Origin of the sequence: Corallococcus sp. bb12-1, assembly GCF_026626765.1 — a bacterium.
Lineage (GTDB): Bacteria > Myxococcota > Myxococcia > Myxococcales > Myxococcaceae > Corallococcus > Corallococcus terminator.
Genome location: NZ_JAPNJZ010000018.1, coordinates 1 through 20,655, shown reverse-complemented (window position 1 = coordinate 20,655; position 20,655 = coordinate 1). Strand labels below are relative to the sequence as shown.

Annotated in this window: 21 protein-coding genes; 13 read left to right on the top strand and 8 right to left on the bottom strand. The window is 70.3% G+C overall.

The window, feature by feature from the left end:
* Positions 1-35 precede the first annotated feature (35 nt).
* Positions 36-512 carry a hypothetical protein gene (locus OV208_RS20875; RefSeq protein ID WP_267575633.1) on the top strand — a complete coding sequence of 159 codons (477 nt, stop codon included), beginning with the start codon at positions 36-38 and terminating at the stop codon, positions 510-512.
* A gap of 409 nt (positions 513-921) precedes the next feature.
* A complete protein-coding gene (locus tag OV208_RS20870) occupies positions 922-1,698 on the top strand; it encodes a hypothetical protein (RefSeq protein ID WP_267575632.1) in 777 nt (258 codons plus the stop codon).
* A 14-nt stretch (positions 1,699-1,712) separates the two neighbouring features.
* Here the strand turns inward: OV208_RS20870 and OV208_RS20865 are convergent, their stop codons facing one another.
* Positions 1,713-2,675, bottom strand: a complete 963-nt coding sequence (locus OV208_RS20865; RefSeq protein ID WP_267575631.1) for an L-threonylcarbamoyladenylate synthase — start codon at positions 2,673-2,675, stop codon at positions 1,713-1,715.
* A 31-nt stretch (positions 2,676-2,706) separates the two neighbouring features.
* On the opposite strand from OV208_RS20865, the gene OV208_RS20860 reads away from it, so the two are divergent.
* From OV208_RS20860 to OV208_RS20840, 5 genes are all read left to right on the top strand, one after another.
* Positions 2,707-4,125 carry a TIGR01777 family oxidoreductase gene (locus OV208_RS20860; RefSeq protein ID WP_267575630.1) on the top strand — a complete coding sequence of 473 codons (1,419 nt, stop codon included), beginning with the start codon at positions 2,707-2,709 and terminating at the stop codon, positions 4,123-4,125.
* 70 nt (positions 4,126-4,195) lie between these two features.
* A complete protein-coding gene (locus OV208_RS20855; protein WP_267575629.1) occupies positions 4,196-5,119 on the top strand; it encodes an ABC transporter ATP-binding protein in 924 nt (307 codons plus the stop codon).
* Positions 5,116-5,838, top strand: coding sequence for an ABC transporter permease (locus OV208_RS20850; RefSeq protein ID WP_267575628.1), 723 nt, complete (start codon positions 5,116-5,118; stop codon positions 5,836-5,838). The genes OV208_RS20855 and OV208_RS20850 overlap by 4 nt, the downstream gene beginning before the upstream one ends.
* Positions 5,835-7,709 carry a Gldg family protein gene (locus tag OV208_RS20845; RefSeq protein WP_267575627.1) on the top strand — a complete coding sequence of 625 codons (1,875 nt, stop codon included), beginning with the start codon at positions 5,835-5,837 and terminating at the stop codon, positions 7,707-7,709. The genes OV208_RS20850 and OV208_RS20845 overlap by 4 nt, the downstream gene beginning before the upstream one ends.
* Entirely contained in the window at positions 7,706-8,893 is a 1,188-nt protein-coding gene (locus OV208_RS20840; protein WP_267575626.1) for a hypothetical protein, read from the top strand. Before OV208_RS20845 ends, OV208_RS20840 begins: the two co-directional genes overlap by 4 nt.
* 8 nt (positions 8,894-8,901) lie before the next feature.
* On the opposite strand, the gene OV208_RS20835 is transcribed toward OV208_RS20840, so the two are convergent.
* From OV208_RS20835 to OV208_RS20820, 4 genes are read right to left on the bottom strand one after another with little or no spacing between them, the layout of a single operon-like run.
* Complete coding sequence (locus tag OV208_RS20835) at positions 8,902-9,663, bottom strand: GvpL/GvpF family gas vesicle protein (protein WP_267575625.1); 762 nt, start codon at positions 9,661-9,663, stop codon at positions 8,902-8,904.
* 30 nt (positions 9,664-9,693) lie between these two features.
* Positions 9,694-10,104, bottom strand: a complete 411-nt coding sequence (locus tag OV208_RS20830; protein ID WP_267575624.1) for a response regulator — start codon at positions 10,102-10,104, stop codon at positions 9,694-9,696.
* Complete coding sequence (locus OV208_RS20825; RefSeq protein WP_267575623.1) at positions 10,101-12,215, bottom strand: PAS domain-containing sensor histidine kinase; 2,115 nt, start codon at positions 12,213-12,215, stop codon at positions 10,101-10,103. The genes OV208_RS20830 and OV208_RS20825 overlap by 4 nt, the downstream gene beginning before the upstream one ends.
* Positions 12,216-12,219: 4 nt before the next feature.
* Complete coding sequence (locus OV208_RS20820; RefSeq protein ID WP_267575622.1) at positions 12,220-12,438, bottom strand: hypothetical protein; 219 nt, start codon at positions 12,436-12,438, stop codon at positions 12,220-12,222.
* A 223-nt stretch (positions 12,439-12,661) separates the two neighbouring features.
* On the opposite strand from OV208_RS20820, the gene OV208_RS20815 reads away from it, so the two are divergent.
* The 5 genes from OV208_RS20815 to OV208_RS20795 all read left to right on the top strand — a co-directional run bounded on the left by OV208_RS20815 (position 12,662) and on the right by OV208_RS20795 (position 17,192).
* Positions 12,662-14,176, top strand: a complete 1,515-nt coding sequence (locus OV208_RS20815) for an FAD-dependent oxidoreductase (RefSeq protein ID WP_267575621.1) — start codon at positions 12,662-12,664, stop codon at positions 14,174-14,176.
* Positions 14,177-14,258: 82 nt separating this feature from the next.
* A complete protein-coding gene (locus tag OV208_RS20810; RefSeq protein WP_267575620.1) occupies positions 14,259-14,747 on the top strand; it encodes a hemerythrin domain-containing protein in 489 nt (162 codons plus the stop codon).
* A gap of 56 nt (positions 14,748-14,803) precedes the next feature.
* Entirely contained in the window at positions 14,804-15,481 is a 678-nt protein-coding gene (locus OV208_RS20805) for a DNA-3-methyladenine glycosylase family protein (RefSeq protein WP_420715037.1), read from the top strand.
* A 91-nt stretch (positions 15,482-15,572) separates the two neighbouring features.
* On the top strand, positions 15,573-16,724 hold the full coding sequence (locus OV208_RS20800; RefSeq protein ID WP_267575618.1) for a zinc-dependent alcohol dehydrogenase: 1,152 nt from the start codon (positions 15,573-15,575) through the stop codon (positions 16,722-16,724).
* Between the two features lie 33 nt (positions 16,725-16,757).
* The gene (locus tag OV208_RS20795) at positions 16,758-17,192 is read left to right on the top strand and encodes a hypothetical protein (protein ID WP_267575617.1); all 435 of its coding nucleotides are present in this window, start codon (positions 16,758-16,760) and stop codon (positions 17,190-17,192) included.
* Positions 17,193-17,213: 21 nt separating this feature from the next.
* On the opposite strand, the gene OV208_RS20790 is transcribed toward OV208_RS20795, so the two are convergent.
* Positions 17,214-17,573 (bottom strand): GFA family protein, encoded by a 360-nt coding sequence (locus OV208_RS20790; RefSeq protein WP_267575616.1) that lies wholly within the window; start codon positions 17,571-17,573, stop codon positions 17,214-17,216.
* 164 nt (positions 17,574-17,737) lie between these two features.
* Positions 17,738-18,988: an MFS transporter gene (locus OV208_RS20785; protein ID WP_267575615.1), complete on the bottom strand. Its 1,251-nt coding sequence runs from the start codon at positions 18,986-18,988 to the stop codon at positions 17,738-17,740.
* 69 nt (positions 18,989-19,057) lie between these two features.
* Between OV208_RS20785 and OV208_RS20780 the strand changes: the two genes are divergently transcribed.
* Positions 19,058-19,750: an SIMPL domain-containing protein gene (locus tag OV208_RS20780; protein ID WP_267575614.1), complete on the top strand. Its 693-nt coding sequence runs from the start codon at positions 19,058-19,060 to the stop codon at positions 19,748-19,750.
* 24 nt (positions 19,751-19,774) lie between these two features.
* Here OV208_RS20780 and OV208_RS20775 read toward each other — a convergent pair.
* Positions 19,775-20,655, bottom strand: an 881-nt coding sequence (locus tag OV208_RS20775; protein ID WP_267575613.1) for a pyridoxal phosphate-dependent aminotransferase, incomplete at its 5' end; no start/stop codon positions are given.

Below are 20,655 nucleotides of genomic sequence, written 5' to 3'. Positions count from 1 at the left end.
CTGAATCGAGCGTGTCTCCGGATGGAACGCTGCGGATGAAGACCACCATTGCGGAGGTGCCGGCGGAGGTAGTGTTGGGCTTCCTTGAGGACCGGCTGGCTGCGGTGGACGTCTTCTTCCCGGAGGTGGCGGACGTGCGCACGTTTCAGACGTTAATGCGCGATCTGCTCACGCGGAAGTATGGCGACCCGATGCGCACCTTCGACGTGGCGCGGCAGGTGACGGAAGGCAACGTCCCGGTGCGCTTCGCCGCGGGCCTGTGCCCCGTGCAGGAGGAGGCTGCCCTGGCCGATGCTTCCACTGCGGAGATCTCCCTGTCAGCCTGGGGGAAGTTCCGCGTGCTCCACCGGGGGACCAACATAGAGAGCCAGGTGAGCCTGACGAAGTGGGCCCTGCCCGGCAAGGTCGTCATGTCCCTCCAGTACGAGAGCTCGCGGTACGCATCCCGGCGCGCTGGCCTCATCGGGCGCTCCAGCCAGAAGGCGCACGAGGAGATGGTGGAGGACCTCTGATGCGAAGGTGTGTCCGGACGGGCCGCCGTCCATGGAAGGCTGTCTCATCCCAGGCGTCTTGGGTGGCGGACTCGGACTGCGGCGCCTTTCCGGGGCATCGATAAGGTGCTTCAAGCGGTTCACGGCGCCTCGGCGGAAGGGTTCGAAGTAGTGCGAGGTGCCGCAACCGGGATGAATAACTACCAGGTTGCGGTCAGTCCCGTGCACGTGGCTCCCTCTCAAGGACCGGCGCCGTGGATGCCCACGGTCGCTTGCTGCAAGGCCCCCTGGGGCGACCGGACCCCGGGCTTCTGCTGGGGGCCTCTCTCTTTTATGTCGAGCCACTGGCGTGCGAGAATCCTGATTCTCCACGGATCCGCGATAGGTCGAAGACCTTCCTGATTGTCTCGTGGCCCAGGTCGGAGGTCCCTTGAGGCTGGATATTCTGGGTTGTGTCTTGATGTTGGGGCTGTCCGTGGGATGCGCGACCCGGAGAGAAGGGCCCACCGCGCAGCAACGTCGTGAAGCCCTGCGCGACTGGGAACGGCAGGGCTCGCGCTATCGTAGCCCCGAGGGGTTTCAAGAGGCCCGCTGGGGAATGACTCTTGAGGAAGTGCAAGCGCTCTTCCCTGAAGCAGGGTTGCTCAATGGCAATGCGCTTCGGTGGAAGACCCTGCTCGCGAAAATGCCCGCCATCGTGACGCTTGGATTTGTCGAGAACAGGTTCGCAGCAGTGGATGTCTTTTCCCCGGAGGTCAGAAACTCAAGGGAGGCCCATCTGCTGCTGCGTCGCCTGCTTTCTCGGAAGTATGGGACACCGGGGCGTGACCGGGACACTGTCCACGAGGCTCAGCGGCGGGTGGGAAGCTATCGATCCGCTGCTGATGCCGTGTACTTCCTGGGGAAGGTGACTTCGTCGCTACCGGGTGGAGTGCCGCCGGATCTTTACGGGCAGCAGCGGATGGACCTCCGGGCGGAAAATGATGAGATGGAGGCGCGGCGAGAGGCTCGCGCCGCCCAAAAGCGGTTCTTGCTGATGAGCCATTGGGAGACCGTTGAAAGTCAGGTGCTGCTCACAAGCGTGACGGCCCCAGGCGTCGTGGCGGTGGTCGTCGAATACGAGAGTTCGCGGTATGCGCCTGAGATTGCGAAGGCGCGTAGGCAGGCCATGGAACTGGAGCAGAAGCGAATGGCGAAGGACTTCTAACAACCCCTCGCTGTTCAGTCGCGCGGGGCCGCGGCGCGAGACAGCCGGTCCCTCACCGCGATGCCCAGGCCGCTCGCCAAAGGCAGACAGGCCACGAGCACGTCGTGGCCCTGTTCATCCGCCTCCCGCAGCCGGGCATACAGGACGCGCGCGGCCTGCGCCGGTTCTCCCGGCACGTCGAAGCGCTGCACATCCCCCGGCAGTGACAGCGACGCGGGGCCGAGCACGCCCACGCGCAGGCCCTGGGCCCGCAGGGCTTCCACCCGCTGCGACACATCAGAAGGCTCCGCCAGCACCACACCCGCGCGCGGTGCGTAGTGCGACGCGAGCGAACCGGACACGCGCACCGTGGTGGACGCGCGCACTGGCACCGTCCTGCCCAGCACCCGCTCCACCTCCTCCGTCGCCAGTCCTCCCGGCCGGAGGATGGCGGGCGCACCGGAGGACAGGTCCACGATGGTCGACTCCACGCCCACCGTGGACGGGCCACCGTCCAGCACCAGATCCACATCGCCGCCCAGGTCCTGCTCCACGTGCCCGGCCGTCGTGGGACTCACGCGGCCGAAGCGGTTGGCGCTGGGCGCGGCCACGCCTCCGCCCAGCCGTCGCAGCACCTCCAGCGCCACCGGATGCCCCGGCACGCGCAGCGCCACCGTGTCCTGGCCTCCCGTCACGGCGTCCGTGGCCCTCGCGGTGCGCGGCAGGACCAGCGTCAACGGTCCCGGCCAGAAGGCCCGCGCCAGGGCTGTCGCTTCCTCCGGAACCACCCGGGCCCACTGGGACAGGTGCTCCGCCCCGGGGATGTGCACGATGAGGGGGTGGGTGGCCGGCCGGCCCTTGATGGCGAAAACGCGACGGACCGCCAGTTCGTCCTCGGCGTTGGCCGCGAGGCCGTAGACCGTCTCTGTTGGCAGGGCGATGACACCGCCGCGTCGAAGCAATTCGACTGCACGGTCGAGGAGGTCGGGATTAAGCATGCGCGGTCGCAATCTCCCCCCAGGAGCACCCATGGGCAAGTCGCACGTCTTCGATGCGCGCAGCCAGATGCCAGTCCCCGCCGCCGACCTCTTCGCCTGGCACACCCGTGAGGGCGCCTTCGAGCGCCTGTCGCCTCCCTGGGAGACCGCCGAGGTCGTCGAGCGCACCGGCGACGGCATCCGTCCTGGCGCCCGCGTCGTCGTGAAGATCCACCTGGGCCCCATCCCCCAGCGCCTGGTCGCCGAACACACCGGCTACGTGGAGGGCGCCTCCTTCCAGGACACCCAGCGTGAAGGTCCCTTCACCAAGTGGGTCCACGACCATCGCATGCACCCAGGCACCACCCCCCAGGCGTCCGTCCTGGAGGACGCGGTGGAGTACGTGCTGCCCGTGGGGACGCTCGGGGACACCTTCGGCGGCGGCTACGCGCGCGAGCGCCTGGAGCGCATGTTCGCGTACCGCCATACCCTCACCCGCATGGACCTGCGCCGCCATGCCGCCTTCAAGGACCAGGCCCCTCTCACGGTGGCCATCGGCGGCGCGTCGGGCCTGGTGGGCAAGGCGCTGGCGTCGTTCCTCTCCACCGGCGGGCACCGCGTGAAGCGGCTGGTGCGCGGCCGTCCGAACGCGGCCCGGGGCGACATCGCCTGGGCGCCCGACCGGGGCACCGTGGACGCGGAAGGGCTGGAGGGCCTGGACGCGGTCGTGCACCTGTCCGGCGCCAACGTCGCGGAGGGGCGTTGGACGGAGGAGCGCAAGCAGGAGATCCTCAAGAGCCGCACGGAGAGCACCCGCGTGCTGTGCGAGGCCCTGGCCCGCGCCAGCCGCAAGCCTCGCGTGCTCGTCTGCGCCTCCGCCATCGGCCTCTATGGCAGTCGGGGCGACGAGGAACTCACGGAGACGTCCGGTGTCGGCGGTGGCTTCCTCGCGGACGTCACGCGCCAGTGGGAGTCCGCCACCGCGCCCGCCGAGGCCGCGGGCATCCGCGTGGTGCACCTGCGCATCGGCGTGGTGCTGGACGCGAGCGGCGGGGTGCTCGCGAAGCTGGCGCCCGCGTTCCTCGCGGGTGGGGGTGGGCCCATCGGCTCCGGCAAGCAGTGGATGAGCTGGGTGTCCCTGGAGGACCTGCTCGGGCTCATCCAGTTCGCCATCGCGACGCCGGCCGTGCGCGGCCCGCTCAACGCCGTGGCGCCCCACGCCGTGCGCCAGGGGGAGCTGGCCCGGGTGATGGGCAAGGTGCTGCGCCGTCCCGCCCTCTTCCCGCTGCCGGTGGGCGTGGTGAAGACCGTGTTCGGACAGATGGGCGAGGAGACCCTCCTCTCCAGCGCCCACGTCCTGCCCACGGTGGCCCAGGCGCACGGTTTCCCCTTCCTGTTCCCCGACCTGGAAGGCGCGCTGCGCTTCTCCCTGGGCCGGACCACCGAGGGCGCGGAATTCCGCCACACGTAGGCCCGTGCTTGACACTCCCGGGGCGGGGGGACAGAAGTGCGCCGCTTCCCCCTCGCTTCGAGGAGTCCTGATGATCCAGGTCGATGGGCTGACGAAGTTCTATGGCGAGCACGCGGCCATCCGCGACCTCGCCTTCACCATCGGTCAGGGTGAAGTGATTGGCTTCCTGGGCCTCAACGGCGCCGGCAAGTCGACGACGCTCAAGATTCTCGGGTGCGTGCTGCTGCCCACGTCGGGGCGCGTCGTCATCGACGGGCACGACGTGGTGAACCAGTCCCACGAGGTGCGCCAGCGCATCGGCTACCTGCCCGACGTGCCCCCCGTCTACGAGGAGATGACGGTGGGCGAATACCTGACCTACGTCGCCCGCCTGCGCGACGTGCCCGCGAAGGCCACCCCCGTCCACGTGGGCGAGGCCGAGGAGAAGACGGGCCTGCGCGACGTGCACGACGAGGTCATCTCCACGCTCAGCCACGGCTACCGCCAGCGCGTGGGCCTGGCGCAGGCGCTGGTGCACCGGCCCGCGCTGCTCATCCTGGATGAGCCCACCAGCGGATTGGATCCGCTCCAGATAGTCGAGATGCGCGACGTCATCCGCGGCCTCAAGGGCGCGCACACGGTGCTCGTGTCCAGCCACATCCTCCCGGAAATTTCCCAGACGTGTGACCGGCTGCTCATCATCCACAAGGGCGCGCTGCTCGCGCAGGGCAGCGAGGAGGAGCTGTCGCGCAGCCTGGGCGGTCCCTCCATCGAGTTGGAGGTGCGGGGCTCGCGCGCGCGGGCGCTCGAAGCGCTCCAGGGGTTCGGCGCGGTGGAGGTGCGGCAGGGGGAGGGTGAGGTGCTCGGGTTGAAGGTGGCGGCGTCCCCGGACCTGCGGCCCCAGGTGGCGCGGGCGGTGGTGGGCGCGGGGCTGGAGTTGCTGCGATTGGACGCGGGAGAAGGGCAGTTGGAAGCGCTGTTCCTCAAGCTGACGGGCCAGGAGGTGCGCGCGTGAAGGCGCTCCTGATTGCCCGCCGCGAGCTGGCCGGCTACCTGCGCACGCTCAGCGGCTACGTCATCCTCGCCATCCTCCTCGCGGTGAACGGCCTGTTCTTCAACGCGTACGCCCTGGGCGGCGCGAGCAAGCGCTCCGCGGAGGTGCTGTCCGGCTTCTTCTACTACTCCAGTGGCTTCACCATCGTGGCGGCCATCCTGGTCTCCATGCGGCTGCTCGCGGAGGAGCGCCAGACGGGCACGCTGCCGCTCTTGTACGCGTCGCCGGTGCGCGACCGGGACATCGTGCTGGGCAAGTTCCTGGCGGGGCTCGCGTTCCTCGCGCTCTATCTGTTGTGCACGCTGTACATGCCGCTCCTGGTGCTGGTGAACGGCAAGGTGTCCTTCGGGCACGTGGCGGCGGGCTACCTGGGACTGTTGCTGTTGGGCAGCGCGTCGCTGGCGGTGGGCACGTTCGGCTCTTCGCTGGCGAAGAACCAACTGCTCGCGGCCATCTTCTCCGCGGTGATGCTGGTGGCGCTCATCCTGTGCTGGTTGCTCGCGCGCATCACCGAGCAGCCCCTGTCGGATGTCTTCAGCGCGATGTCGCTGTGGAACCAGCACTTCCCCCCGTTCCAGGCAGGGCTCATCCACGTGCGCGACGTCGTCTACTACCTGGCCGTCACGTACGTGGCGCTGTTCGCGGCGACACGGGTGTTGGAAGCGCGGAGGTGGCGATGAGCACGACAGCTTCCTTCGGTACCGGGCTGGCCGCGACGGTGGCCTTCGTCGCGGGGCTGGTCGCGGTCTTCATCGCGGAGCGCGTGCTGGGCGTGGGCTCCGGCCGCGTGGCCCTGGCCGCGCTGGGCGTCGCCGTCGCCGTGGGCGCCACGGGCTGGCGCGTGGTGCGGATGCTGGCGGCCCCTCCCGCCCGGCGTTCGCTGGAGCGGTGGGTCCTGGCCCTGTACGCGCTGGGGCTGGGGGCGCTGGTGCTCTACTTCGTCCAGGGGGACGTGGGCACGGCGCTGTTCGGGGCGCCGTTGTCGCGCTCCGCTCCGAGACTTTCGGGCGTGCTGGCGGTGCTGTTCCCGGCGCTGCTCGTGTGCGCGCTCCTGCCGCTGGTGCTGGTGGAGACCGCGCTCGTGGCGATGGCGCGGGCGCCGGTGCCGGAGACGGGGCGGGTGCGCAGCGCGCTGTTCTCCGGTCTGGGCATGGCCTTCGTGGGCGTGTTCGCGTTCGCGGCGACCTACGTGGCGACGAAGGCGGATGCCACCTGGGACCTGTCGTACTTCCGCACCGCCCGGTCGGGCGAGGCGACGCGCAAGCTGGTGCTCGGCCTCAACGAGCCCTTGCAGGTGACGCTCTTCTTTCCGCCCGCCAACGAGGTGGGCGAGGCGGTGCGGCAGTACTTCCGCGACCTGGAGCCGGAGAGCCCACTGCTGAGCGTGGAGTCGTTGGATCAGGCGGTGGAGCCTGCTCGGGGCAAGGCGCTGGGTGTCAGCAACAATGGTTCGGTGGTGCTGTCGCGCGGGGACCGCAAGGAGGTCCTGACGCTGGGCCTGGACGTGGAGCGGGCGCGGGGACAGCTCCAGCGGCTGGACGCCGAAGTGCAGCGGCGCATGCTGTCGGTCGCGAAGCCCCGGCGCATCGTCTACCTCACGGGCGGCCACGGGGAGCGCGCCGACACGCGGCCCGTTCCCGGTGAAGCGGCCCGGCCTTCGGTGGCGCAGTTCAAGGAGCTGCTGCGCGCGCAGAACGTGGACGTGCGCACGCTCACGGCGGCGGAAGGGCTGGGCTCGGAGGTGCCGCGCGACGCGGCGATGGTGGCGGTGTTGGGGCCCACGAGCGAGCTGCGCCCGGAGGAGGTCACCGCGCTCCAGGAGTACTGGGAGCAGGGGGGCCGGCTGTGGATCGCGCTGGAGCCGGACGGTGCGGCGCTGGATCCGTTGCTCAATCCGCTGGGGCTGCGGTCGCTGCGCGTGCCGCTGGCGAATGATCGCGTCTTCTTCCGCACCACGCGTCAGGTGAGCGACCGGGGCAACCTTGGCACGGCGAGCTTCTCCTCGCACCCGTCCGTCACGTCGCTGTCCGCGCTGGGCTCACAGGCGGCGGTGGCGTTCCCGGGCGCGGTGGCGCTGGAGCTGGTGTCGCCGCCCGTGCCCGGCGTGAAGCTGGACGTGAGCGTGCGTGCGCACGCGGAGACCTTCGCGGACCTCAACGGCGACTTCGAGCCCCAGGCCGCGGACGTCACGCGGGCATGGCCGCTGGTGGTGGCGGTGGAGAAGCCGGCGGCGGGGGAGGGGAAGCCCGCGCCGCGCGCGGTGGTGATGGCGGACGCGGATGCGCTGGGCGACGGCATCCTCGGCAACGTGGGCAATGCGTACCTGGCGGTGGACACGCTGCGCTGGCTCTCCGGTGAGGAGGCGCTCTCCGGTGCGACGACGAGCGAAGAGGACGTGCCGTTGCAGCACACGCGCTCGCAGGATGTCGCGTGGTTCTACGCGACTGTCTTCCTGGCGCCGGTGGTGGTGCTGGCGGTGGGCTTCTTCGTGACGCGCAGACGCGGACGGCGTGCGCCTCGGAGCGCCGCAGCGGTGGGAGGTGCGCGATGAAGGCGCGCGACGTGGCCGTGCAAGGAGTCCTGGCGGGCGTGGCCCTGGTGGCCGCGTTCTTCGTGTGGCAGCGCGAGCCGTCCCGAGCAGCGGGCGAGGTGACGGTGGAGGACGCGCAGGTGCGTTCGCTCGACCGGGTCCGCTACGAGGACGAGGCGCGCTTCGTGGAGCTGTTCCGCGACGCCCAGGACCGCGACGCCATCTGGGTCCGTCTGGGCAGCAAGCCCGCGAAGCCGAAGGTGGAGCCCGTGGGCGCGGATGCGGGTGTCGATGGCGGCGATGTGGATGCGCTCGTCCGCGCGGCGCCCGACGCAGGCCCCTCCGATGCAGGCGAGGGTGCTCGCATCGCCGACGCGACATCCCGTGCGAACGCAGCCTCCGATGCGGGCCCCGCTCGTGCTTCGGACGCGGGTGCCCTCGCCACCGCTGGCGCCGATGCCGGCACACCGTCAACCCCGGCCCCCGTGCCACCGCCCCGTGAGCTGCGAGGCAACGACCTGGCCCAGAAGCTGTTCGCGAAGTTCGCCCCACTGCGGGCCCAGCGCGAGCTGGGTGTCCTGGACGCCAAGAAGCTGGAGGAGCTCGGCCTCGCGAAGACGGAGCGGGCGCTGACGCTCACCGTGGACAGCACGCCGAAGACCTTCCGCCTCGCGGCCCCCGCTTCCGGCTGGGGCGCGCCCTACCTCCAGCGGCCCTCCGACAGCCACGTCTTCCTCCTGGGCCCCGCGCTGCTGTCGGACCTGGAGGCCGCGTCCAGCCGGCTCGTGGACCGGCGCCTGCACACCTTCGACGTGGACGGCTTCGACCGCGTGGTCATCACCGCCGGCACCACCTCCCGCGCCTTCGTGGCCAGCGGCCAGCCCCCGGGCGCCGTGCAGTTGTCGCCCGTGGACGCACCCGGCACCCCGGACGACTTCACCCGCAACTGGCACGACCGCGTGTGGCGCCTCACCCCGCTGGAGTTCCTCGGCCGGGGCGAGTCCCCGCCGGGCCTCGCCTCCACGCCCGCCTTCCGCATCGAATACCAGCGCGCCGGCAAGCCCGTGGGCGAGCTCTCCATGGCGATGGCGACGGATCACACGTGGTACGCGCGCACCGAGTTCACGCCGGGCTGGACGCGCATGGGCGGCGGCCTGGAGTCCCTGGCCGAGGAGGCCGCGAAGCTCACCGCGCCCCCGCGCTGAAACGCCCGTCAGGACGCCGCGGCGGGGCTGGCCTCCACGCCCAGCCGCACGTCCACGAAGCTGTAGCCCGGCCAGGGCCCGGTGAAGCGGTACGCGTACAGCTCCGTGCGCGCCGCCAGCGTCTTCAGTCGTGCCTCGAAGGCGGACACCGCCGCGCGGTCCACCAGGAAGGCCGCGTTGAGCAGCATCCGCTCTCCCAGGGGCGCGGACTCGTGCGTGGCCGCCACCAGCGGTCCCAACCCGTCACGCAGCACGTCCATGTCCCGCGTGGTGCGCTCCAGCAGCGCCAGCTCCATCCGCTGCTCGTGGTCCTCTTCGGGCTCGGAGGGCCGCCGGGCCAATTGGGGCGCTTCCTCCTCCAACTGGCGCGCCAGCGCGTCGCGGTGGCAGTACACCTTCAGCCCCAGCTCCACGCGTCCGTCCAGCATGGCCAGCGCGCGCACGAGCGGGGCGTGGGCCGTGCGCAACACCTCCCGCACGCGCTCCTCCGACGGCAGCACCGTGCCGAAGGCCACCGGCACCAGCGTGTGCTCGCGCAGCACCGCGTCCGTCACGCGCTGATGGGTCAGCAGATGGGCCCGCGTGGGCGCCACCCGGAGGCCCGCCGTGTCGGACACCAGCGCCAGCAGGTCGTCCTCGCGCACCGTGCGCACCGGCGCCGTGCCCAACCCGGCGAGGTCCCGCTCCCAGCCGCCTTCCGCCCGCACGATGGCGTACAGGTAGTGCGCCCGGCCCTCCCGCGTGACTTCCGCCTGCTGCTTCGTCGCCATGGCGTGCTCCGCCTTTCGACTGGGAACGCTTCAGCTCGCCGAGGCCGCCTCGCGCCGTGCGATCATCTTCTTCACCTGCTCCACCAGATTGTCCGGCAGGCACGGCTTGGTGACGTACGCATCACACCCGGCCTGGTTCGCGTCCTCCGAGTGCCCCTTCAGCGCATGCCCGGTGAGCGCCACCACCGGGATGTGCCGCGTGCGCTCGTCGCCCTTCAGCCGGCGCGTCGCCTCCCAGCCATCCATCACCGGCAGGGACAGGTCCATCAGGATGACGTCCGGCACCAGCTCGAAGGCCTTGTCCAACGCCTCCTGGCCGTTCTTCGCCTCCGCCACGCGGAAGCCGGAGAACTCCAGGTACTCCGCGTACATCTCCCGGGCATCCTGGTAGTCGTCCACCACCAGCACGAGCGGCTTGGGTTTTTCCGGGGTGTTCGTCATGTCCGTCTCGCGCGTCGTGGAAAGTGCAGGGTGAAGGTCGAACCCTGGCCCGGAGTGCTCTGGAGGGAGACGCGCCCCCCCAGCATGGTCGCCAGCCGACGGCAGATGGACAGTCCCAGGCCGGTGCCCCCATAGGCCCGCGTGGGAGAGCTGTCCACCTGCTGGAAGTCCTCGAAGATCTTCTCCTGGTTCGACACGTCAATGCCGATCCCCGTGTCCTTCACCGAGATGGCGAGGGTGCCGGTGCCGTTCTGATACTCCACCGACACATTCACGCTGCCCTCATGCGTGAACTTCAGCGCGTTGGACAACAGGTTGAGAACAATCTGTTTCACCTTCTGTCGGTCGGTCCACACGCCCGGCAGTCCTTCCTCCAGGTGCGTCTCCACCGTCAGCTTGCTGCGCGCGATGATGGGATCCATCTCCCCCATCACCTCCAGCAGGAGCTCCTGCATCCCGAAGTCCGTCAGGTGCAGCGGCATCCGCCCCGCCTCGATGCGGGTGATGTCCAGGATCTCGTTGATGACCTCCAGCAGGTGCCGCCCGTTGGAGTCGATGCGGGTGAGGTTGCGGCGCTGCGGCGGCGTCATCTCTCCGGACACGCCCTGGAGCAGCATGTTCGTGTAGCCGAGGATGGCGTTGAGCGGCGTGCGGAACTCATGCGACATGTTGGCCAGGAACTGCGACTTGGCCGCGCTCGCCTGCTCCAGTTGGATGGCCTGCCGGCGCAGCTTCTCGTTCTGTTCCGCCAGCTCCGCCGTCGCGGACAGCACGCGCGCCTCCAGCTCGCTGGAGACCTCCTTCACCCGCTCCAGCAGCCGCGCCCGCTCCAGCACCTCCGTGCGGTCGTGGAAGACGGTGACGATGCCCGTCAATTCGCCCTGGTCGCCCAGCACCTTGTTGGCCATGGCCTCCATGGGAACGGGCGCGCCGGTGGCGGGGTCGTCCAGCGTCAACTGGCTCTTCCACCGCGACACGCCCGCGTTGTCGGGGCCCAACAGGTGGGAGAGGAAGGAGCCGAAGAGCGCGTCGTTCGCGCGCACCCGGCGCATGGAGGCCTCGCCCGACTCGTGGGGCCACGCGAAGAGGCGCTCGGCCGGGTCGTTCATCATCACCATGCCGCCGGCCGGGTCGGACAGGATGATGGGGTCCGCCACCGAGTCCAGCACCCGGTCCAACCGGTGGCGCTCGCTGCGCGCCTCGCGCTCGGTGGCGCGCAGCCGCCGGTAGCTCTCCCCCAGGGCCTGCGCGGCGCGGCCCAGGTCCGTCACGTTGCGCAGCACGCTCACCACCACCGCGGGGCCGTCCGGCGCGAGCACCGGCGTGGTGACCAGCTCGAAGAGCAGGTCCATGCCCTCCACGGGATCCACCAGGGGCACCTCGCGCCGGTGCACGCCCGTCCCCAGGGCGCCGCCCTGCACGAGCGTCTCGCGGAACAGGCGCTGGTTGATCTCCACCGCCCGCGCGCGTCCGGGGCTGGCATCCGGGCCCGCCACCAGCAGCGCCTCCGCGCGGCCGTTGGCGAAGAGCAGCACGCCCTCCGGGTCCGTCAGCAGCACCGGGTCCGACACCGCGTTGATGACCCGGCGCAGGAGTCGGTCTGGCTCCAGCCGTCGCGGCGCCCGGGCATCGGAGGCCACCAGCCGCGCGAGGAGCGGCCCGGCGCATGACGCTGCCCACGCCACGTCCTGCGGCACGCCGGGCCCGGACAGCCCCACCGCCAGCAGCGCGACCGCGGGCGCCCCGGGCCGGCCCAGTGGCACCGCCAGGAAGCCGCCCGGAAACACGTTGCCTTCCAGCGCGTCCGCCGCCAGCCACCGGGCTCCGGGCCGGGTGCGGAAGGCCACCAGCGCGGACGCGGGCTCCTCCCACGCGAGCCCGAGCGCGGTCTGCTGGGCTCCCGTCAGCCCTTCACTGGCCAGGCAGCCGGCCGCGGGTCCACCGTCGCTCGGCCCCAGGCAGGCGACCGGCACCCCGGTCTGCCGCGTGAGCCACTCCACCAAGGTCCGTGCACAGGCGATGGCGGACTCGCAGGCGAGCAGGTGCTCGGCGAGCACGAGGCGCGCCCCGGCATCGGCTTCGGCGGGGGGCAGCGGGGCTGGAGACGCCACGAACTTACGCTCCGGGTGAGGGTTCACGCGGCGGGAGTCCGCGTTCCGGCGAGTCTGCGGTGCGGACCTCCGAAAATGCCACGACGATCCGCGCCTTTCCCTCCAATGAGGCGGCGTGGCCCGGAGTTCCCAGGGCCCGCGCGTCGAAGCGCAGTCCCCGGTCCAACATCCGGTCCAGCAGGTCCACGAGGCTGGCCGAGCCAGCGATGCGTTCCACGGGCATCTCGACACCGCTCCTTGGCCCGCCCGGCGCGCGGACCCCCGGCTCAGGTGTTCTAACGCGCTGGGGTCATCGCGCCCCAGCCACTCCTGTTCCAAGGGCCTGACTTGCCAACACCCGGAGCGGGGCTCTGTTGGGTCGCACACACCCCGAGCTGGGCAGGCGGCCGGTCAGGGCATGGCAGGCGTGGCTTATGCCCTGGGGGGCGGATTCCTAGCCTTGAGCCATGAATGACGAGCGCCTGAACAAATCCCTCTGGACGGTGACGACCCCGCCCCGGGACCTTCCCACCCTGCCGGGCGACCTCGCGGTGGACGTGGCCATCATCGGAGGTGGCATCGCGGGGCTGACGACGGCCTGGCTGCTCAAGCGCGCCGGCAAGAAGGTCGCGGTGCTGGAGATGCACCGCATCCTCTCCGGCCAGACAGGGCAGACGACCGCGCACCTGACGGAGCTGCTGGACACGCCGTACACCACGCTGCTCCAGGACTTCGGTGACAAGGGCGCGCACCTGGCCGCGTCCTCCAGCCGGGCCGCCATTGAACAGATTGCCTCCCTGGTGGAGTCGCTCGCAATCGACTGCGGCTTCACCCGGGTGCCGGCCTTCAAGTACGCGCAGACCGACCGGGAGCTGCGCGAGCTGGTGCTTGAAGTCTCCGCCGCGAGGCAGGTGGGGCTGCTGGCCTCCTTCACCCGGGACGTGCCGCTGCCCTTCCCGGTGAAGGGCGCGCTGCGCGTGGAGGACCAGGCCCTGTTCCACCCGCGCGAGTACCTGCTCGCGCTCGCGGACGCCATCCCTGGCGACGGCTGCCACCTGTTCGAGAACACCAAGGTGGTGGACCTGCATGACGGCACGCCCTGCCGCGTCGTCACCGAGCGGGGCACCGTCACCGCCCAGACCGTGGTGGAGGCCACCACCACGCCGCTCAACCGCGTGGCGATGCACACCAGGCTCTACCCCTACCGCACCTATGCGGTGGCGGGGCCGCTGGAGGGGCCGCTGGAAGCGGGCCAGTACTACGACAGCCAGGAGCCCTATCACTACATCCGCACGCAGCAGGTGGGCGGCGTGCCGTACGTCATCGTGGGCGGCGAGGACCACAAGGTCGGCGCGGAGGAGGACACCGCTTCGCGCTTCACCGCGCTGGAGGACTACGCGGTGAGGCACCTGCCCGTGAAGCGCCTCACCCACCGCTGGTCGGGGCAGATCATCGAACCCGCGGACGGCCTGCCCTTCATCGGCCGCAACGTGGGCCGCCGTCACGTGTACGTGGCCACGGGCTTCTCCGGCACGGGCATGACGTTCGGGACGCTGGCCGGCATGGTGGTGTCGGACCTCATCCTCGGCAACCAGAACCCCTACGCCGCGCTGTACGCCCCTGGCCGCGTGAAGCCCAAGGCCAGCGCGAAGGACTTCCTCCAGGAGAACGCGGACGTGGCCTTCCGCTTCGTCGCGGACCGCCTGGCGAAGCCGGACGGTCACCACCTGGCGGACGTCGCCCCGGGCGAAGGGAAGATTCTGGAAGTGGAGGGCCACAAGGTGGCCGTCTACCGCGAGGACGATGGCACCGCGCATGCCGTGTCTCCCGTGTGCACGCACCTGGGGTGCCATGTGAACTGGAACAACGCCGAGCGCTCCTGGGATTGCCCCTGCCACGGCGGCCGCTTCAGCCCCACCGGCCGCGTGCTCAACGGCCCCGCGCTGAAGGATCTCCCGTCGCGGAAATTGCCGGTGAAGTGAGAAGTGCGGGTGGGAGGCTTCCATTCACGGGCCCCCACCCCCATCTATCAGCACCTGACTAGCACCTGTCCTGGGGGACGACATGAACGCACTGGAACTGCTCAAGCAGCAGCACGAGGAAGTGTCCAAGCTGTTCAAGAAGTACGAGAAGCTCGCGGATCACAACGACGAGGAGCGACAGGAGCTCTTCGAACAGATCGCGGACCGGCTGGGGGCGCACGCGAAGATCGAGGAGCTCTACCTCTATCCGGCGCTCAAGACGGACGACACCGAGGACAAGCTGCGCGAGGCCGCCGAGGAGCACCTCGTGGTCAAGCGCCTCATCGCGGACCTGCTGGGCATGGAGGCGGACGACGAGGAGTTCGACGCCAAGATGAAGGTCCTCCAGGAGAACGTGGAGCACCACGTCGAAGAGGAGGAGGACGACCTCTTCAAGTCCGCGCGCAAGCTCCTGAGCAAGGAGCAGTTGGAAGACCTGGGCATCCAGATGGAGGAGGAGTTCGACTCGATGATGGAGGGCGAGCCCCGCATGGAGGTGCCCGAGGAGACCGACCGCGCCGCGCCCATCTAGCCGGAACGCGTGGGAACGGGGTTGCGCGTGGCACGGGGCAGGGCAGCATGCGGTCCATGCCGCGCGCTCCCGCCCCGTCCCCTTCGTTGCTTCCTGACGCGTACACGCCCGCCGTGCGGCGCTCGCTGCTCAAGGCCGACCCGACGCTCGGGCCCCTCTTCAAGACGGTGGGCCCCTTCCGCATGGAGCGCAGTCCGCTGCACAGCCCCTTCGAGGCGCTGGCGCACTCCATCGTCTACCAGCAGCTCCACGGCCGCGCGGCGGCGACCATCTTCGGGCGCGTGTGCGAACGCGTGGGGCAGGGCAAGGGCTTCACGCCCCAGAAGCTGCTCGCGGTGCCGGACCTGTCCTTGCGCGAAGCGGGCCTGTCCGCGAACAAGCTGCTGGCCATCCAGGACCTGGCGCGCAAGACGGTGGATGGCACCGTGCCGACGCTCGCCCGCGTGCGCCGGATGTCCGACGCGGACCTGATTGAACACCTCACGCAAGTGCGAGGCATTGGCCAGTGGACCGTGGAGATGCTGCTCATCTTCCGCCTGGGCCGGCCGGACATCCTGCCCGTGGACGACTACGGCGTGCGCAAGGGCTTCATGGTGCTCAACGGCTTGAAGGAGATGCCCAAGCCCAAGGCGCTCCTGGCCTACGGCGAGCGCTGGCGCCCCTACCGCACGGTGGTGAGCTGGTATCTGTGGCGGGCGGCGGACCTGCCCGTGGGCACCTTCGCTCCGCAGTAGGGCGACCCGGCGACCTGGCCCTCGGGGCGCACCGTCCCTTGTCGTGGCGCGCGGCCGTCCTCACCCCTTGGGGACGGAGGAATCACCGCGCATGCGTGCACTCACCTATCAAGGTCCCTACCGCGTCCAGGTAGAGCAGAAGCCCGACCCGCGCATCGAGCATCCCCAGGACGTGGTCCTCAAGGTGACCCGCGCCGCCATCTGCGGCTCCGACCTGCACCTGCTCCACGGACTGGTGCCGGACACGCGCGTGGGCTGCACCTTCGGCCACGAATTCACCGGCGTGGTGGAGGAGGTGGGCGGCGAAGTGGCGCAGCTCAAGAAGGGCGACCGCGTGGTGGTGCCCTTCAACATCTCCTGCGGCACCTGCTTCTACTGCCAGCGCGGCCTCACCGGGAACTGCGAGAACAGCAACCCGGGCAGCGACGTGGCGTCCGGCGTGTATGGCTATTCGCACACCACCGGCGGCTTCGACGGCGGGCAGGCGGAGTACGTGCGCGTGCCCTTCGCGGACGTGGGCCCCATGAAGATTCCGGACGGCATGGACGACGAGTCCGTCCTCTTCCTGAGCGACATCCTGCCCACCGGCTATCAGGCCGCGGAGATGGGAGAGATAAAAGGTGGGGAGACGGTGGTGGTGTTCGGCGCGGGCCCGGTGGGTCTCTTCGCGATGAAGTCCGCGTGGCTGATGGGCGCGGGCCGCGTGGTGGCGGTGGACCCCCTGCCGTACCGCCTGGAGTTCGCGCGCAGGTTCGCGAACGTGGAGACGGTGAACTTCAAGCACGTGGACGACATCGTCCTGCACCTGAAGGACATGTTCGAAGGGCGGGGCCCGGACGTCTGCATCGACGCGGTGGGCATGGAGGCGGAAGGCTCGCGCGCGCACCGCGTGCTGGGCCTGGGGTTGAAGCTGGAGGCCGGCGCGCCCACCGTCATCCAGTGGTGCATCAACAGCGTGCGCAAGGGCGGCAACATCTCCATCATCGGCGTGTACGGGCCGCCGTGGAACTTCATCCCCATTGGCACCGCGATGAACAAGGGCCTGACGCTGCGGATGAACCAGGCGAACACCCGGCGCTACATGCCGCACTTGCTGGAGCACATCCAGAAGGGGCGCATCGACGCGAAGGCCATCATCACCCACCGCTTCCCGCTGGAGCAGGCGCCGGAGGCCTACGACCTGTTCTCCGACAAGCAGGACGGGTGCATCAAGTGCGTCCTCATGCCCCACGGCCACGCCTGACCTGAACCCGCTTCAACAACCCGGAAGCCTTTCATGCGCCAGAAGACACCTCGCAAACCACGCACCGCGACGCCCCGGGCGAAGTCGAAGCAGAAGGCGACGGACATCGCCGTGGACCTGGACACCTCCCGGCGCCCGGGCGTCCCGATGGAGACCGCACCGCGGCCGCTGGCGGGGGCGCGCGTGCCCATCGCGCCGCAGCACGCGGATGTGCCGGTGTACAAGCACGCGGGCCGCAGGCAGATGCCCCCGGTGTTCGGCACGGCCCAGCCTCCACAGGGGCTGAGTGGCCTGCTGCGAAGGGCCGCCTACGGCAAGCCGGACCACGTTCCCTCGCACTGGATGCTGCTGCTCCTGGCGGACCGGGTGGACGTCTGGGAGCACCGCCTGCGCAAGTCGCTTCCCTGGGTCGCGCCCACGGCCGTGGTCCTCGCCGCCGGCCTGGTGTGGCGGGCCCGCCGCGCGTAGGCGGCGGGCCGTGCGGGATGCCTACGCGTCCCGGCCGTTGTACGGCATGGGCGTGAGCGTGGAGATGTCCACGCCGTCCAGGCAGCGCACGTTGATGGCGAACATCCGCTTGCCATCCGGGCCCATGCCGGTGCCGTAGGACTCCACGCCGCAGTTGGAGCAGAAGAGGTGGTCGATGACCTTCTTGTTGAACTGATAGAGCTTCTGGTTGTCCACGCCGGCCAGGGGCTTGAACTGCTCCGGGGGGACGAAGGTCAGGAGCAGGCCGCGCTTGTGACAGATGGAACAGTTGCAGCTCACCACCTGTGCCAGGTCCGTCTGGGCCTCGTACTTGACCTGTCCACAGTGGCAAGCACCCGCGTACGTCTTCATCTCCGCCATGTCGCTTCCTCCAGGAGTTTGTTGAGGGCCGGGCCGGAGCGTGCGCTCCGCCCACCCGGACCGTGGCGCGAATCAATGACAGAGGCGGCGGGGACCGCAAGCGACCCCGGGAGGAACGCGGGGCCCGGGGCGCTTTTGCGGCGGTGCGTCAGGGCTTCACCTCTTCACGGGTGCACGGGCTGGGCCGTGGGCGCGGGGCTGTTGCGGCGCAGGGGCGCGAGCAGCGCGAGGAACGCGGCGGACAGCGCGACGCCCAACAGGAACACGTTCGGATAGCCCCAGCCGCCGAACTTCGGATCCGCGAGCAATCCCGCGAGCGGCCCGGCGGGTGCCTTGCCCGCGACCTCCACGCTGGCCAGCAGTGTGTAGTGCGTGGCGCCGATGCGGCGGTCGGTGCGCGACATCATGAAGGCGAACATCACCGTGGTGAGCGCGCCGCCGAAGAACTCCTCGGTGAGGGTGACGCCCAGCACGCCCGCGTCGCTGACGCCCACCTGGGTGAGGAGCCACCGTCCCGCCAGGGGCAACAGGCGCAGCGTCCCGGTGAGCGCCACCGCGCCCAGCAGCGGCAGGCGCGCGGCGAGCAGGCCGCCACAGGTGGACCCGATGAGCGACGCGGCGGTGCCCCACGTGCCCACCCACAGGCCAATCTGGGCGGGCGTGTAGCCTGAGTCCACGAGGAAGGGCTTGTAGAGGACGTCGGACATGGACTCGCCCAGCTTGTACGTGCCGATGAAGAGCAGCAGCCACCCGGTGCCCGGCAGGGTGAGCGCGGACTTGAGGCGCGCGAAGAGCGCGGGCCAGTCCAGCTTCGGCCCGGCGGGCCCCTCCTGCTCACGCGGGGGCGGCTCTCGCACGAAGAGCACGACGGTGAAGACCGTGAGGCACAGCGCGGCCATGACGAGGAACAGGCCCGACCAGCCGATGCGCGAGCTGGCCCACACGAGCAGCCCGCCGCCGGTGAGCATGCCCAGCTTGTAGCCCACGACCTGCGCGGTGTTGCCCGGGCCCAGCTCCTCCGGACGCAGCAGGTCCACCGCGAGGCCGTCCACCGCGATGTCCTGGGTGGCGGCGAAGAGGTTCATCACGAAGATGAGGCCCAGCAAGAGCGGCAGCGAGTCCCGCTGCGCGGCGAAGGCGGCGCCCACGCACGCCAGGGCCAGGCCCGCCTGCATGGGCAATATCCAGGAGCGGCGCCGGCCCACGCGCTGGGAGCCGTAGCGGTCCACCAGCGGGGCCCACAGCGCCTTGAGCATCCACGGCAGCGACAGCGCGCCCGCGAAGCCCAGCGCGGCCAGCGAGACGCCGCGCGTGCGCAGGTAGACGGGCAGCGCCGTCACCTGGAAGCCGAACGGAAGTCCCTGCACGAAGTAGAGGGCGCACAACAGCCACAGCCGGGACGGGATGCGTCGCATGGTCGTGGGGGCAGCCTATACTCCCGCCCTTCCAAACGCGTGGGGCCGCACACCCGCGAAGAGGGGCGCATGTCGGAGCAGGCCGGGACCGAGTCGGGACTCATCGTCGTGGAGCTGTCCGCCGACCACGAGCTGGAAGCGGACCACGTGGACGCGGTGGTGGAGGTGAAGGCGTCGGCCTTCTTCACCGGCAACGCGGCGTTCACCAACGCGCGGGAGGTGGTGGTGCTGGTGCGCGCGCTGGAGGATCTGGGCGTGCCCCGCACGGCCTTCACCCTCCAGTCGGTGCAGGCGGAGATGTCGGAGGGGCTGCTCACGCGCTCGTCCTCGGCGGTGTACGTGCTGCGCATCCGGCTGGAGCAGGTGGAGCGGCTGGGGGACGTGCTCGCGGCCTTCAGCACGATGAAGCAGGCGACGCTGCGCGAGCTCAAGTGGGGCTATTCGCGCGAGCTGGAGTTCCGCCAGGACTGGCTGGAGGAGCTGGCCCGCGAGTCGGTGAAGAAGGCCCGCCGCGTGGCCGCCGGGCTGGGCGTGAAGCTCGCGGGACTGCACCGCTTCTCTGAACGGACGCTGGAGGCGCACCTCTTCGCCACCGGGCGCGGGGGCTACAACGCCGGTGACGAGGGCTCCTCGGTGTCCATGTCTTCCGGTGGCAACTACCTCAAGGGCCGCGTGGCCCTGGGCTTCCCGCTGTCGCACCGCAAGAAGGTGCACGTGATGGCCACGGCGGAGTTCCGCGGCGTGCCGACCCCGGAGTCCTGACCGGGGCCGGCCCTGCTGCGTGCTTCAGGTCGCGGGCGTGTGCTGGAGCACCAGCGCTTCCAGTCGCTGGAGCGCCTTGTCCAGCGTCTCCCACGAGGGGCCGAAGGACAGGCGCACGTAGCTGCGGAAGCGCGAGGCCCGGGCGCGGCGCTTGCCCGGGTTCACGTCGAAGAACTCACCGGGCACGCTGATGACCTTGTGCTCCAGCGCGGCGCGGAAGAAGGCCATGCCGTCGTTGAGCGGCGCGGGCAGTCCGGACAGGTTGCCCCAGACGTAGAACGTCCCGTCCGGCGCCCGGTCCGTGCGGATGCCCAGCCGCTCCAGGCGCGAATGGAACTTGTCGCGCTTCTCGCGGAAGGTGGAGTGGATGGCGCGCGTCTCCGCCACCACCGTGTCCTCCTGGAGCAGCGGGATCGCCGCGCGCTGCAGGGGCCGGCTGCCGCCGCCGTCCAGGAAGCTGCCCGCGCTCGACACCGTGTCGATGACCTGCTTGGGCCCCACCGTCCACGTCATGCGCCAGCCCGGATAGCGCCAGTTCTTGGTGAGCCCGTCGAAGAGCACCACCGGGTCGCGGTTCACGTCCTCCACGTACCGCGCGGCGCTCTCCACCGGCAGCACGCCCGGACGGCCCGTCCAGATGTAGTGCGAATAGAACTCGTCGATGAGCAGCGTGCACTCCAGCTCGCGTGCCACGCCCACCCACCGCGCCAACTCGTCCCCCTGCACCAGCTTGCCGGTGGGGTTGCACGGGTTGGAGAAGAGCAGGGCGGACAGGCCGCGCCCCTGGATTTCACGGCGCAGGTCGTCGTGGGTGAAGGCGTAGCCGCGCTCGCCCTCCAGCAGGATGGGGATGGCGGTGAACGCCTTGAAGACGTCCAGCAGCTCTTCGTACGCGGTGTAGTCGG